Below are 14,240 nucleotides of genomic sequence, written 5' to 3' on the forward strand. Positions count from 1 at the left end.
CCCGTACCCGCAGGAGCCCGTATCCGCCCAGAGTCCGCGCAACGAAGAAGGCCCGGTCCGCTTGCGCGGACCGGGCCTTCCCGATCAGGGTGAGTAACGGGACTCGAACCCGCGACATCCTGGACCACAACCAGGTGCTCTACCAGCTGAGCTATACCCACCATGCGTGGCCGGACTGTTGTGGTCTGGGAAAGTCCCTGGGGGCTTTCCTTACCGGCCGAGAAAAAGTGTACAGGGTCCGGGAGGGTGCTCGCGCACATGTTTCGCGGCACCCTCCCGGGGCGGTCCCCGGTCGCCCCCGGAGTGACCCGGAAGGGTTACTCCGCAGGCAGGACGTGCTTCGCCGCGATCGCCTTCGCCGTGTCCGAGTCCGGGCCCGGCTGGGCGACGAAGATCGCCTCGCGGTAGTAGCGGAGCTCCGCGATGGATTCGCGGATGTCCGCCAGCGCGCGGTGGTTGCCGTTCTTGTCCGGGCTGTTGAAGTACGCCCTCGGGTACCAGCGGCGGGCGAGCTCCTTCACCGAGGAGACGTCCACGATCCGGTAGTGGAGGTACTCCTCCAGCGCGGGCATGTCGCGGAGGAGGAACCCGCGGTCGGTGCCGACCGAGTTTCCGCACAGCGGGGCCTTGCCCGGCTCCTTCACGTGCTCGCGGACGTACGCCAGGACCTGCGCCTCGGCGTCGGCCAGCGTGGTGCCGCCGGCCAGCTCGTCGAGGAGCCCGGAGGCGGTGTGCATCGTGCGCACCACCTCCGGCATGGTCTCCAGCGCGGCGTCCGGGGGACGGATCACGATGTCCACCCCTTCACCGAGCACGTTCAGCTCCGAGTCGGTGACCAGGGCGGCCACCTCGATAAGTGCGTCGTCCGTCAGCGAGAGCCCGGTCATCTCGCAGTCGATCCACACCATGCGGTCGTTCATGTGTCTCAGCCTACGGGGCCGCTGCGCTGCCCCGGCAGACTCGGACGCATATAACCGGTGGCGTACATCTCCGAGACGGACTTCCCCGGGTGGTCCGGCGGCGCCGCGTGGGTGATCGCCGCCGGGCCGACCAGTGCGCTCGCCGCCGTGCGCCGCGACTGCGGCATGGCCTGCGACGGCACCGTCTCCAGGGTCGGCGGACCGCCGGACGGCTCCGCCTGCGGCCGGCGCGCCCGGTAGGCGGCCCGGTAGGACGCCGGGGACGAGCCGAGCTGGCGGCGGAAGTGCCCGCGCAGCGCGACCGGCGAGCGGAAGCCGCAGCGGCCCGCGACCTCGTCGACCGAGTAGTCCGACGTCTCCAGGAGACGCTGGGCCTGGAGCACCCGCTGGGTGATCAGCCACTGGAGCGGGGCCGATCCGGTCAGCGAGCGGAACCGCCGGTCGAACGTACGACGTGACATGTACGCGCGAGCGGCGAGGGTCTCCACGTCGAACTGCTCGTGGAGGTGCTCCAGCGCCCAGGACACGACCTCGGCCAGCGGGTCGGACCCGATCTCTTCAGGTAAAGACCTGTCGAGATAGCGCTCCTGACCGCCGCTGCGCCGCGGCGGGACGACGAGCCGGCGCGCGAGGGCTCCGGCGGCGTCGCTGCCGTGGTCGGTCCGCACGATATGCAGACAGAGATCGATTCCGGCCGCCGTGCCCGCCGACGTGAGGACGTCCCCGTCGTCGACGAACAGCTCCCGCGGGTCCACATGGACCGACGGATAGCGCTTGGCGAGCGTCGGCGCGTACATCCAGTGCGTCGTCGCCGGGCGGCCGTCGAGCAGCCCGGCGGCGGCGAGGACGAACGCCCCGGTGCACAGGCCCACGATGCGGGCCCCTTCCTCGTGCGCCCGGCGCAGCGCGTCGAGCGCGGCGGCCGGCGGTGGCGAGGTGATGGATCGCCAGGCGGGCACCACGACGGTGCCGGCCCGGTTGATGGCCTCCAGCCCATAGGGCGCGGTCAGTTCGAGCCCGCCTGTGGTCCGCAGGGGGCCCTCCTCTCCGGCACAGACCAGCAGGCGGTAACGGGGCACGCCCGCGTCCTGCCTGTCGATCCCGAACACGGAGAGCGGAATGGAGCTCTCGAAGATGGGGCCGCCACTGAACAGCAGTACGGCAACGACTTCCCGGCGTCGACGGCCGGCGAGCTTCCTTGTGGCCTCCGGTGATGCGGCAGCGGAGTCCTGGCTCATTTTGCTAAGCCCCCCTCGGTGTTCGCGGCTCCCCGTTCTTGTCCGGCTTGTCGCTCCTGCACTTTTCCCCTTGGTTTTGCACGAGTCCCCCAGCCTTCGATACGCATGATCGAATCTACTGCGTTCTGTGGCGTCGGCGTGACAAGTCCGGTACTCAGCGCTATGTCGACTTGGCAACTTGGCGCGAAGCGTTCGATCACGAAGGGTTTCACCCGAGGCGCCCGTAGGGAAGTGGGCGTGGCATGCATGGCCCGTACCCGTATGGCGAAATCCGCCACGGCTGCCCGTTTTTCCCTGGTGACAAGGGGGCTGGCAGGCCATTTCGGGCAGGCGGGAGGGGGGAGGGGAAGTTGGCTGAAAACATACGGGTCCGTGTGTGCGAACCCGTCAGTCCGACGGCGGACTTTCGCCGTTCGTCCGCCGGTCGCGGTGTCTGCCGGGTCCCGGTCGGGCGGTCGTGTGCCCCGCCCGCCCCGTCCGCTCCGTCCGCGCCGTCCGCGCCGTCTGCTCGGAGTGTCGCAGCAGCAGCCGGCAGACCGCGGTGACGGCCGCGAGCCCGAGGGCCCAGCCGGCCGCGCCGGCGAACGAGGAACCGTAGACGAGGAGCACCACCGGGACCAGGACGCAGCTGAACGCCGCCCAGCGCACGACATCGCCCGCACAGTCACCGGTGCCCGCCGCGGGCCTTCGTACGCCGTGCGCGCCCCCCTGCGGGCTCTCCCGGTGGCGCGGCGCCCCCGCCCCGGGCGCGCCGGACTCCCGGGGGGTGTGCGCCACCCGGGGGATGCCGCCGGGCGGCGTGGGCGGACAGGCGTCCTGGGCGAACGGCGGGGCGGACACGGGCGGGGGCTCCCTGGGGGGTGCGGTGTGGAACAGCGTCGCGGCGACCGCGTGTCTAACGGCCGGGCACCTGTTCCGGTCACTCCGCGTGCACAGCGGGGGCATAGCCGGGACACAGCCGGAACCGGCCGGAGGTCACCCAGGCGGATCGAACGTGCACAGAATGTTGAAGACCAGACCTCTGTACCAGCCATCTGCCATTGCCATCCGGGGCGGGCTCGTGCATGCTCCGGGGAACGTCGTGCAGCACCGGCGGCTCTGTGCAGGAGAGGAGTGTCGCCGTACCCTTGGGGGTATGGGCTTGGGAAGATGATTCCCGGACACAGCTCCGCCGCCAACTGTCGCCCTCCATGAGGATCCAAACGCCGAGACACCCATGGCCGGTCAAGAATTTTCCGAACCCGCGGACCGCAAGCAGGTAGCCGACCCGACGTCGGACCTCCAGGCGGCGGAAGAGCCACGTCTGTCCTGCGACCCCGCCTTCCGGCACGGAGTGGTGGTCGGCTTCGACGGCTCGACGTCCAGTGAGCGCGCCCTGGCGTACGCCATCGGTATGGCCAGACGCTCCGGCTCCGGCCTGATCATCGTGCACGTCGCCAACCGGCTGCCCACCACCGTGTGGGCGGGGTGCGAGCCGCCGGTCTTCGTGGACGTGCCGGACCACCGTACGGAAGTGCTCGGCCTGGAGCTGGCCTGCGCGGACTACCTCACCGAGGTCTCCTGGATCCTGGTCGAGCGCGGTGGGGACATCTGTCACGAACTGGAAGAAGTCGGGCGGGAGTACGCGGCGGACGCGATCGTCGTCGGCTCGACCCACGGCATCGTCGGCCGGATCTTCGGCTCGGTGGCCGGGCGGCTGGCCCGGCGTGCCCAGCGCCCCGTGGTCGTCATCCCGTAACCCCGTCCCTCGCGCCGGCTGAGGCGGCGTCAACTCCCTTGCCCGAGAGGCGAATCTACCCTTCGGTAGGTGGTGGATTGTGCCCTTGTGAAGGGTACATAAGGGTCGCTGGGGACGCCCCACAGCATGCCCCACAGCACGGCCCGCAGCACAACTGCACAGGAAGGGAGCCCGCCGTGGACCACGAAGCCCCCGCGGGAAGCGTCACCTCCACCCTCGGCCACCTCGCACTCGGACTCACCCTGCTCGCCTTCGGCCTCGGCACCACCCGGGTCGTCGACGGCGTCACCGTGGCCGACGCGGTGTCGATCGCGACGTACATCGGCGGCATCGCCCTCTTCGTCCTCGGCATCGTCGCCTTCCGTGACCAGGACGCCTTCACCGGCACCGCCTTCGCGGGCCTGGGCGCCTTCTGGTTCACCTGGGCGAACGGTGCGGACGCCAAGTTCTCGGCCAACGCGGCCGGCCTGTTCCTGCTGCTCTTCGGGCTCCTCGCGCTGAGCCTGGCGGTGGGCTCGACGGGCTACGGGCCCATCCGGCAGGGCTCGTTCGCGCTGCTCTTCGTCTCCCTGGTGCTCCTCGCCATCGCGGACTTCGCCACCAACGACGGTCTGGCGAAGGCCGGCGGCTGGGTGGCCGCGGTCGCGGGCGCCGTGTCCTGGTACGGGGCGACGGCGGGCCTGGCCAACTGGCCGACCGCGGTCCCGCGACGCGCTGCCGGCCGGGGGGTGACGGCCGCCGGCTAGGCAGCCGCACGCCGGTGCGATGGGCGGCACCGGCAGGCAAGGGAGCGGCCCCGCACGCCAGGTGGCGCGTGCGGGGCCGCTTCTGCCTCTACGGGGCCGATGGATACGGAACCAGCCGTACCGGACGGACTACTCGACCGTGACGGACTTCGCCAGGTTGCGCGGCTTGTCGATGTCGCGGCCCATGGCCAGCGCCGTGTGGTACGCGAAGAGCTGGAGCGGGATGCCCATCAGGATCGGGTCCAGCTCGTTCTCGTTCTTCGGGACGACGATGGTGTGGTCGGCCTTCTCCTGCTCGCGGTGGGCCACGGCGAGGATACGGCCGCTGCGGGCCTTGATCTCCTCCAGGGCCGCGCGGTTCTTCTCCAGCAGGTCGTCGTCGGGGACGATCGCGACCGTCGGTAGCGCGGGCTCGATGAGCGCCAGCGGGCCGTGCTTGAGCTCGGAGGCGGGGTAGGCCTCGGCGTGGATGTAGGAGATCTCCTTGAGCTTCAGGGAGGCCTCCAGGGCGACCGGGTAGCCGCGCACCCGGCCGATGAACATCATCGACTGGGCGCCGGCGTACTCCTTGGCCAGCTTCTCGATCTCCGGCTCCATCGCCAGGATCTCGGAGATCTGTGCGGGCAGCTTGCGCAGGCCCTCGATGATCCGCTTGCCGTCGGCCACCGACAGGTCGCGGATGCGGCCCAGGTGCAGGGCGAGCAGCGCGAAGGCGACCACGGTGTTGGTGAAGCACTTGGTGGAGACGACGCAGACCTCGGGACCGGCGTGCACATAGGTGCCGCCGTCCGCCTCGCGGGCGATCGCCGAGCCGACGACGTTCACGACGCCGAGGACGCGGGCGCCCTTGCGCTTGAGCTCCTGGACGGCGGCGAGCACGTCGTAGGTCTCACCGGACTGGGAGACCGCGATGTACAGCGTGTCGGGGTCCACCACCGGGTTGCGGTAGCGGAACTCGGAGGCCGGCTCAGCGTCCGCGGGGATACGGGCCAGCTCCTCGATGAGGCCGGCGCCGATGAGACCGGCGTGGTACGAGGTGCCGCAGCCGAGGATCTTGATCCGGCGCACACCGCGGGCCTCGCGGGCGTCGAGGTTGAGGCCGCCGAGGTGGACGGTGGAGAACCGGTCGTCGATCCGGCCGCGCAGCACGCGGTCCACGGCGTCGGCCTGCTCCGACATCTCCTTGTGCATGTACGTGTCGTGGCCGCCCATGTCGTAGGAGGCGGCCTCCCACTCGACGGTCTCGGGGGTGGCGTTGGTGAGCGTGCCCGAGGTCGTGTACGTACGGAAGTCGTCGGCCTTCAGCGTCGCCATCTCGCCGTCGTTGAGGGTGACGACCTGGCGGGTGTGGGCGATCAGCGCGGCGACGTCGGAGGCGACGAGCATCTCCTTCTCGCCGATGCCGAGGATGACCGGGGAGCCGTTGCGGGCGACCACGATGCGGTCGGCGAAGTCGGCGTGCATCACGGCGATGCCGTAGGTGCCCTCGATGACCTTGAGCGCCTCGCGGACCTTCTCCTCCAGGGAGTCGGCCGGGGAGCGGGCGATCAGGTGGGTGATCACCTCGGTGTCGGTCTCGGAGGCGAAGACGACGCCCTCGGCCTCCAGCTTGGCGCGCAGCTCGGCGGCGTTGTCGACGATGCCGTTGTGGACGACGGCGACCTTGTTCTCGGGGTCGAGGTGCGGGTGCGAGTTCACGTCGCTGGGGGCGCCGTGGGTGGCCCAGCGGGTGTGCGCGATGCCGGTGGTGCCGGTGAAGCGCTTGGGGACGCGGGCCTCCAGGTCGCGGACGCGGCCCTTGGCCTTGACCATCTTCAGCGCGCCCGACTTGGGGCTGTTGATGACCACGCCCGCGGAGTCGTAACCGCGGTACTCCAGCCGCTGGAGGCCTTCCAGCAGCAGGGGAGCGACATCACGCTTACCGATATAACCGACGATTCCGCACATAGAGTCTTGACCCCTCCATCGACGTACAGGTTCAACAGGTCCAACACGTTCGGGTGTGCTCAGCCGTAGACGATGCGGCGCAGCTGGCGGAGCGAGAGCTCCGGGGGCGCCACGGCGCGGTGCGGCAGTTCGGCCGCGATCCGCTCGAAGATCTCCGCGTTCACCAGACCACCGGACTGCAGTTCACGGTGGCGGCGGCGGACGAACTCCTCGTACGTCTCGTCGAAGTACGCCAGCACATCGAGGACCACCCGGGCGGCCTCACCGCGCTGGAGCGCGGTGCTGCGCACCAGATGGTCGATGAGGTCGTCGTGCGACGACGGGCTGCGGCGTTCGAGCACCCGTCGATATTGCGGGCTATCCGGTTCGCACGCAAGAATCCTGCCCGATATCGGGCAGGATTCCCATGATCATACGCATCCTGGTACGGACCAGGCCTGCGGAGGGCTGTTGGCTATTGGTCTGCACCTTGACGGTGGCGGTGGCGGGCGGCTGTGATGGTTCCCGTTCGGTTGCTCGCGTCCCCTGCTCGTGTCCCGTCGAAGGGAACCGCTTGTGAGACCGCTCGTGAGACCGCGTACGAGACAGCGCACGAGGCGGCGCGGGACGATCACGGGTCTGCTGGGCGCCGCCCTGCTTCTTCTGGCGGCGGGCATCTCCTCGGCCGGCGCCTCCTCCGCCGCAGCCGCGCCCCGCGCCCCGCGCCCGCTGGACCACATCGTCCCGGCCCCGGCCTCCGTCACCCCCGGCGGCTCCCCGTACACGCTCACGCCCGCGACCGTGATCCGGGTCGACGCCTCGGCGGGCGCCGAGGGCCGCCGCATCGCCGGGTACCTGGCGGACGTCCTGCGCCCGTCGACCGGGTACGCGCTGCCGGTACGGGCGGAGGGGCGCGGCGGCATCCGGCTGCGGCTCTCCGGCGAGGCGCGGCTCGGACCGGAGGGGTACCGGCTCGAAAGCGGCCCCGGCGCGCTCACGCTCACGGCGCACCGGGCGGCCGGGCTCTTCCACGGAGTCCAGACGCTGAGGCAACTGCTGCCCGCGCCGGTCGAGAGGCGCACCCGGCAGCCGGGGCCGTGGCAGGTGGCGGGCGGGACGATCACGGACGTGCCGCGCTATGCCTACCGGGGTGCGATGCTGGACGTCTCCCGCCACTTCTTCACCGTGGCGCAGGTCGAGCGGTACATCGACCAACTGGCCCTCTACAAGATCAACAAGCTGCATCTGCACCTCAGCGACGACCAGGGCTGGCGGATCGCCATCGACTCCTGGCCCCGGCTGGCGGAGTACGGCGGGCAGACGCAGGTGGGCGGCGGCAAGGGCGGCCACTACAGCAAAGCGGACTACCGGGAGATCGTCCGGTACGCGGCGAGCCGATATCTGGAACTCGTCCCCGAGATCGACACGCCCGGCCACACGAACGCGGCCCTCGCCTCCTACGCCGACCTGAACTGCGACGGTGTCGCACCGCCCCTCTATACCGGCACGGACGTCGGTTTCAGCTCACTGTGCGTGCCCAAACAGGTGACGTACGCGTTCCTGGACGACGTGGTGCGGGAGCTGGCGGCGATGACCCCGGGTCGATATGTCCACATCGGCGGCGACGAGGCGCACTCGACGCCGCACGCGGACTACGTGGCCTTCATGGACCGGGCCCAGGCGGTGGTCGGGAAGTACGGCAAGACGGTCATGGGCTGGCACCAGCTCACCGGGGCGCGGCCCGTCGCCGGGGCGGTGGCCCAGTACTGGGGCACGGAGGGGAACGAATCCGAGGTCGTCGCGGCGGCGAAGGCGGGGACGAAGGTGGTGATGTCCCCGGCGAACCGGGCGTGTCTCGACATGAAGTACGACGCGCACACGGAGCTGGGGCAGGACTGGGCGGGCTATGTGGAGGTGGACCAGGCCTACGGCTGGGACCCGGACACCTTCGTGAAGGGGATGCCGGCGGGAGCGGTGCTGGGGGTGGAGGCGCCGCTGTGGTCGGAGACGCTGGTGCGGAGCGGGGACGTGGAGTACATGGCGTTTCCGCGCGTGCTGGGGATCGCGGAGCTGGGGTGGTCGCCTGCGGCGACGCACGACTGGGGGGCGTACCGGGTCCGGCTGGGGGAGGAAGGGGCTCGGATGGCCGCGCGGGGGGTGAACTTCTATCGGTCGCCGCTGGTGCGGTGGGGGTGAGGTTTCCGGGGTACGCCCCCGGCCCCCCGAGGCGCGGGGCCTGCGGCCCCCCGGACCCCGCCGCTGTGTGTTCGTCCGCGGGCCGGTGGGGGGCTGGTCGCGCAGTTCCCCGCGCCCCTGTTCGGGCCACGGGGTCGCTCGTGCAAGCCCCCCGCGCCCCTGATCGGGCGGGTCCCAACTGCGCACCAGCCACCCACGGTCCGCAGGTCGACACTCAGAAGGGCCCCGCAGCGGGGGTCACCCCCCGATCGGGTTTCGCAGGGTGCCCACCAGCTGCAACGCCCCCGCCGGATCACCCAGATCCACCATCTGCCGGTTGTTCCGCAGCTGGAGCCGGTTCAGGCACGACAGCGCGAACTCGGGCGCGAACATGTCGTACTGCTTGAACTTCTCGGCCAGCTCCGGCACCGACGCCTGGTACGACCTGACGCACTCCGCCACGGCCCCCCAGAACTCCGTTTCCTCCAGCACCCCCTCGCTCACCAGCGTCGCGTTCAGGAAGCGGAAGAAGCAGTCGAAGACGTCCGTGAAGACGGACAGGAGCTTCATGTCGTCGGGGACGTCGGCCCGGATCCGCTCCACCGTGGGCGGCAGCACCGCGTCCGGGTCCATGACCGCGATCTCCTCGGCGATGTCCTTGAAGATCGCCCGTGAGACCGTGCCGTCCGGCGCCAGCACGAGGATCACGTTCTCGCCGTGCGGCATGTAGACCAGGTCGTAGGCGTAGAAGGAGTGCAGGACCGGGAGCAGATAGGCGTCGAGGTAGCGCCGCAGCCACTCCCGCGCCCCCACCCCCGACCGCTCTATCAGCGCGCCCGCGAAGGACGCCCCGGCGCCGTCGACGTGCAGGAGCGACGCCATCGTGGCCAGCCGCTCGCCCGGCTGGAGCGTCGGCACCGGGCTCTCGCGCCACAGCGCCGCCAGCATCTTGCGGTACGGCGACGAGCGGTCGGTGGCCCGCTCGTACTGGCGGTGGTGGTAGCCGATCGCCGCCCGTTCGCGGATGATCGAGAAACGGGCCGCGCGCAGGACGGAGTCGCGCTCCACCAGCCCCGCCAGCCAGTCGTTGATGGCCGGTGTCGCCTCCATGTAGGCCGCCGACAGGCCCCGCATGAAGCCCATGTTCAGGACCGACAGCGCCGTCTTGACGTAGTGCTTCGTCGGGTCCGTCGTGTTGAAGAAGGTACGGATCGACTGCTGGGCGAGGTAGTCGTCGTCGCCCACCCCCAGCGGCACCAGCCGGTCCTGCGCGACCTCCGCCGCGAACGTCACCGACAGCTTGTTCCACCACTGCCAGGGGTGGACCGGCAGCAGGTGGTAGTCCGCGAGGTCCAGGCCCCGCTCCGCCATCGTGTCGGCGAAACGTTCCAGCGTCGCGGCGCCCAGCTCCGCCTGGATCAGCGTCTCGTAGTCCAGGCCCGCGCCCGAGGTGAAGGTCGCCCGGTCGCGCCGCGCCGCCAGCCAGATCAGCCGGACGGGCGCGGCGGCCTCCGGCGCGTACGCCGGGTACTCGTGCGCGCCGAAGCCGAGCCGTCCGTTGTTGGCCACGAAGCACGGGTGGCCCTCGGTCATGCCCGTCTCGATCGCCTGGAAGTCCGCCTCGGCGAGCTCGGCCGCCGGGATCTGCTCCTTGGTGAGCTTGTACGCCGTACCGGAGAGCGTGGAGGAGATCTCCTCCAGGTACACCGGCAGGATCTCGTCGCTCAGGCCCAGCGTCGTGCGCAGCTCGATGAAGAAGTCGAGCGCGTCGAGCGGCAGTGGGCCCTCGGCGCCGTGCCGCGACACCGACTCCGGGTCGATCTGCCAGTGGTCGAGCGCGTACAGCGTGGCGGTGAAGCGGTACTCCACCGTGCCGTCGTCACTGGGCACGCCGTACCGGTTCGCACCGAGCGGTCGCGGCTCCAGCAGCCGTTCGTGGGCGAACTCGGCGAGCGCCTTGCGGACCAGCAGCCGGTTGGCGCGGGCCCAGAGGCCGGGGGTGAGGTGGGGGACGGTGACGTCGGGGGTGCTCGGGGCGGGCCGCGCGGTCATCGGGTGGCCTCCTCGAACGCGGCCCGTGTGCAGACGCTGAGCAGCGCCCGCTTCTCCGGCTTGGTGATCTCCCCGACGACCTCGAAGCCGACGGCCGCGTTGAGCGCGTGGACGGCCTTGTTGCCCACGTCCGGCTCCACGACGACCCGCCGGGTCGCCGGGTCCGCGAAGAGGTGCGCCATCACGGCGGTGATGACCGCGCGGGTGAAGCCGTGGACGGGCGTGCCGGTCGGCGCGACCAGGAAGTGCATCCCGACGTCGCCCGGCTCGGGCTCGTACAGGCCGACCAGCTCGCGGTGGGCGGGGTCGTACGTCTCCATCAGGAAGGCGGGCTCACCGTCGTGCAGTCCGAGCAGCGCGTGGTGGTGCTCGTCGGCGGCGATCTCCATGTACGCCCGCTCGACGTCCTCCAGCCTGGCGTCCCCCATCATCCAGAACGCGGCCTTGGGGTGGGTGACCCAGCCGTGCAGCAGCTCGGCGTCCTTGAGGGGGTCGAGGGCGCGGACGGTGAAGGTGCCTATGCCGGCGATGGTGTGCGTGGTGCTCATACGGCGAACTCCTGGAAGGCGATGGACTTCTCGACCGGGTAGTACTCACGGCCGAGGAGTTCGCCGATGATGTACGCGTTGCGGTAGGCGCCCATGCCCAGGTCGGGCGAGGTGATCGAGTGGGTGTGCACGGCGGCGTTCTGGAGGAAGATCTCGCGGCCGGCGGTGTCGATGGCGTAGTTGCGGGCCACGTCGAAGCGGCCGTGGCCGTCGCGCCTGATCCGGTCGGCGATCGGCTCCAGGAACTCGGGCTCGGCGTACTGGTAGCCGGTGGCCAGGACCAGGCCCTCGGTGTCGAGGGTGTAGTCCTTCTCCTGCTCCTCCTGGCGCAGCCCCAGGGTGTACGTGCCGGTCGTGGTGTCGTAACTGGCGGCGTTCAACGACGAGTTGGTCAGCAGCCGGGTGCCGACGGGGCCCTTGAGGTTCTTCTGGTACAGCAGGTCGAAGATCGCGTCGATGAGCTCCGAGTCGATGCCCTTGAACAGGCCCTTCTGCTGCGACTCCAGGCGGTAGCGGGTGGACTCGGGCAGCGCGTGGAAGTAGTCCACGTACTCCGGCGAGGTCATCTCCAGCGTCAGCTTGGTGTACTCCAGCGGGAAGAAGCGCGGCGAGCGGGTGACCCAGTTCAGCCGGTAGCCGTGGACGTCGATCTCGCTCAGCAGGTCGTAGTAGATCTCCGCCGCCGACTGACCGCTGCCCACCAGGGTGATCGACTTCTTCTTCTGGAGCGCTTCCTTGCGCTCCAGATAGCGGGAGTTGTGCAGATAGTCGCCCCCCAGGCCCTGGCACGGCTCGGGCACGAACGGCGGGGTGCCGGTGCCGAGCACGAGGCGCCGCGCGCGGAACCGGGAGCCGTCCTCGGTGCGTACGACGTACACCTCGTCCTCGTACGTGACCGTCTTCACCGTCTGGTTGAAGCGGATCGAGGAGAGTTTCCCGGCCGCCCAGCGGCAGTAGTCGTTGTACTCGGTGCGCAGCGGATAGAAGTTCTCGCGTATGTAGAACGCGTAGAGGCGGCCCGACTCCTTCAGATAGTTGAGGAAGGAGTACGGCGAGGTCGGGTCCGCGAGCGTCACCAGGTCCGACAGGAACGGGGTCTGGAGGTGGGCGCCCTCCAGGAACATGCCCGAGTGCCACTCGAAGTCCGGCTTGGACTCCAGGAAGAGGCCGCTGAGCTCGTCGACCGGCTCGGTGAGGCAGGCCAGGCCCAGGTTGAAGGGCCCGAGGCCGATCCCGATGAAGTCGTACGGCTCACGAGGCTGCGTGGACAAGGTTCTCTCCCAGGTACTGCTCGGCGTGGCCGGCGATCAGATCGAGGACGGCGGCGATGTCGTGGACCGTCGTCTCGGGGTTGAGCAGGGTGAATTTCAGGTACTGGCGCCCATCGGCCCTGGTGCCCGCGACGACCGCCTCGCCGGACGCGAACAGTGCCTTGCGGGCGTAGAGGTTGGCGCGGTCGATCTCGGCGGGCGAGGTGATGGCGTCCGGGACGTAGCGGAAGACCAGGGTCGAGAGGGTGGGCTCGACGACGACGTCGTAGCGCGGGTCGGCGGCGAGCAGCCGCCAGCCCTCAGCGGCCAGCTCGCACACCTCGTCGAAGAGCGAGCCGATCCCGTCGGCGCCCATGGTGCGCAGGGTCATCCACAGCTTCAGGGCGTCGAAGCGGCGGGTGGTCTGGAGGGATTTGTCGACCTGGTTGGGGATGCGCTCCTCAGCGGCCCGGCGCGGGTTGAGGTAGTCCGCGTGGTACGTGGCGTGCCGCAGCGTGGTGCCGTCCTTGACCAGGATCGCGCTCGAACTGACCGGCTGGAAGAAGGACTTGTGGTAGTCCACGGTGACCGAGTCGGCGTGCTCGATGCCGTTGAGGAGGTGGCGCCGGGTCGGGGAGACGAGCAGCCCGCAGCCGTACGCGGCGTCCACGTGGAACCAGGCGCCGTACCGCTCGCACAGCTCGCCGATCTCCGGCAGCGGGTCGAGCGAGCCGAAGTCGGTGGTGCCGGCGGTGGCGACGACGGCCATGGGCACGTTGCCCTCGGCGGCGCAGCGCTCCAGGGCGCGGGCGAGCGCCACGGTCTGCATGCGCTTGTCGCGGTCGCAGGGGACCGACACGACGGCGGACCGGCCGAGGCCGAGGAGCTGGGCGGACTTCTGGACGCTGAAGTGGCTGCACTCGGAGGAGAAGATCCGCAGTTTCGCCAGGTCGTCGGTCTTGGCCTCCTCGCGGGCCAGCAGCAGCGCCTGGAGGTTGGACTGGCTGCCGCCGCTGGTGAACACCCCGTCCGCGCCCGGTCCGTAGCCGACCCGCCCGGCGGTCCAGTCGATCAGCCGGCGCTCGATGAGGGTGCCGCCGGCGCTCTGGTCCCAGGTGTCGAGCGAGGAGTTGACGGCCGAGAGGACCGCTTCGCCGAGGACGGCGGGGATCACCACCGGGCAGTTGAGATGGCCCAGGTAGCGGGGGTGGTGGAAGTAGACGGCGTCGCGCAGATACACGTCCTCCAGCTCGTCCAGGACGGCGGAGGTGTCGCCCAGCGGCCGGTCGAGGTCGACGCGGTCGATGAGGGGGGCGATGTCCTCCACGCCCGCGCCGGTGAACGGGCGCCGGGTCGCGGCGAGTTTCGACGCCACCCGCTCGACTCCTTCGGTCACGGAGCGCCGGTAGCTCTCCGCCGTCGTGTCATTGAGCAGGTGCGAACGCATGAACTGTCCTCCCGGATCGGGGACTTCGTCGGGCCCTCCGGGCAGAAAGGAAGGGGGCGAGGACCGCGATCTGTAAGTAAGGTTAGCCTAACCTAACTTTGATCTCAACAGGCCTCGCCCCCCTTGAGGCGGGGTGCGGCGCCCTGAGGCCCGGCCTCCGTCTGCGGTTGAGTGGGTGGCTGTTCGCGCAGTTCCCCGCG

The 14,240-nt window shown here is 70.2% G+C and carries 12 protein-coding genes and 1 tRNA gene; 3 read left to right on the plus strand and 10 right to left on the minus strand.

All coding sequences use genetic code 11. The annotated features are described in order from the left end of the window. Positions 1-88: 88 nt before the first annotated feature. The 4 genes from ACZ5ID_RS16065 to ACZ5ID_RS16080 form a co-directional block, all read right to left on the minus strand. Positions 89-161: transfer RNA gene (locus ACZ5ID_RS16065), tRNA-His, on the minus strand. A 156-nt stretch (positions 162-317) separates the two neighbouring features. After that, positions 318-920: an oligoribonuclease gene (gene orn / locus ACZ5ID_RS16070; RefSeq protein ID WP_358835468.1), complete on the minus strand. Its 603-nt coding sequence runs from the start codon at positions 918-920 to the stop codon at positions 318-320. A gap of 5 nt (positions 921-925) precedes the next feature. Then, positions 926-2,158, minus strand: coding sequence for a helix-turn-helix domain-containing protein (locus ACZ5ID_RS16075; protein ID WP_358835469.1), 1,233 nt, complete (start codon positions 2,156-2,158; stop codon positions 926-928). A 387-nt stretch (positions 2,159-2,545) separates the two neighbouring features. After that, complete coding sequence (locus tag ACZ5ID_RS16080; RefSeq protein ID WP_468897770.1) at positions 2,546-2,998, minus strand: hypothetical protein; 453 nt, start codon at positions 2,996-2,998, stop codon at positions 2,546-2,548. Between the two features lie 376 nt (positions 2,999-3,374). Here ACZ5ID_RS16080 and ACZ5ID_RS16085 point away from each other — a divergent pair, with 376 nt between their 5' ends. Both ACZ5ID_RS16085 and ACZ5ID_RS16090 read left to right on the plus strand, forming a co-directional pair. Continuing rightward, positions 3,375-3,896 (plus strand): universal stress protein, encoded by a 522-nt coding sequence (locus ACZ5ID_RS16085; protein WP_358835471.1) that lies wholly within the window; start codon positions 3,375-3,377, stop codon positions 3,894-3,896. 176 nt (positions 3,897-4,072) lie between these two features. Continuing rightward, a complete protein-coding gene (locus ACZ5ID_RS16090; RefSeq protein WP_468897772.1) occupies positions 4,073-4,642 on the plus strand; it encodes an acetate uptake transporter in 570 nt (189 codons plus the stop codon). Between the two features lie 129 nt (positions 4,643-4,771). Here ACZ5ID_RS16090 and glmS read toward each other — a convergent pair whose 3' ends face one another. Both glmS and ACZ5ID_RS16100 read right to left on the minus strand, forming a co-directional pair. Next, positions 4,772-6,589, minus strand: a complete 1,818-nt coding sequence (glmS, locus tag ACZ5ID_RS16095) for a glutamine--fructose-6-phosphate transaminase (isomerizing) (protein WP_468897774.1) — start codon at positions 6,587-6,589, stop codon at positions 4,772-4,774. A 59-nt stretch (positions 6,590-6,648) separates the two neighbouring features. Then, the gene (locus ACZ5ID_RS16100; protein WP_067159327.1) at positions 6,649-6,930 is read right to left on the minus strand and encodes a hypothetical protein; all 282 of its coding nucleotides are present in this window, start codon (positions 6,928-6,930) and stop codon (positions 6,649-6,651) included. Positions 6,931-7,144: 214 nt separating this feature from the next. On the opposite strand from ACZ5ID_RS16100, the gene ACZ5ID_RS16105 reads away from it, so the two are divergent. Next, positions 7,145-8,764 carry a beta-N-acetylhexosaminidase gene (locus ACZ5ID_RS16105; RefSeq protein WP_468897776.1) on the plus strand — a complete coding sequence of 540 codons (1,620 nt, stop codon included), beginning with the start codon at positions 7,145-7,147 and terminating at the stop codon, positions 8,762-8,764. 237 nt (positions 8,765-9,001) lie between these two features. On the opposite strand, the gene ACZ5ID_RS16110 is transcribed toward ACZ5ID_RS16105, so the two are convergent. The 4 genes from ACZ5ID_RS16110 to ACZ5ID_RS16125 are packed head-to-tail and all read right to left on the minus strand — an operon-like array spanning position 9,002 to position 14,040. Further along, positions 9,002-10,795 (minus strand): IucA/IucC family protein, encoded by a 1,794-nt coding sequence (locus ACZ5ID_RS16110; RefSeq protein ID WP_468897778.1) that lies wholly within the window; start codon positions 10,793-10,795, stop codon positions 9,002-9,004. Next, complete coding sequence (locus tag ACZ5ID_RS16115; protein WP_468897780.1) at positions 10,792-11,343, minus strand: GNAT family N-acetyltransferase; 552 nt, start codon at positions 11,341-11,343, stop codon at positions 10,792-10,794. The genes ACZ5ID_RS16110 and ACZ5ID_RS16115 overlap by 4 nt, the downstream gene beginning before the upstream one ends. After that, on the minus strand, positions 11,340-12,614 hold the full coding sequence (locus ACZ5ID_RS16120) for a lysine N(6)-hydroxylase/L-ornithine N(5)-oxygenase family protein (RefSeq protein WP_468897782.1): 1,275 nt from the start codon (positions 12,612-12,614) through the stop codon (positions 11,340-11,342). Before ACZ5ID_RS16120 ends, ACZ5ID_RS16115 begins: the two co-directional genes overlap by 4 nt. Further along, complete coding sequence (locus ACZ5ID_RS16125) at positions 12,595-14,040, minus strand: pyridoxal phosphate-dependent decarboxylase family protein (RefSeq protein ID WP_468897784.1); 1,446 nt, start codon at positions 14,038-14,040, stop codon at positions 12,595-12,597. Before ACZ5ID_RS16125 ends, ACZ5ID_RS16120 begins: the two co-directional genes overlap by 20 nt. Between the last annotated feature and the right edge of the window lie 200 nt (positions 14,041-14,240).

It is taken from the genome of Streptomyces sp. NPDC031670, assembly GCF_055580545.1.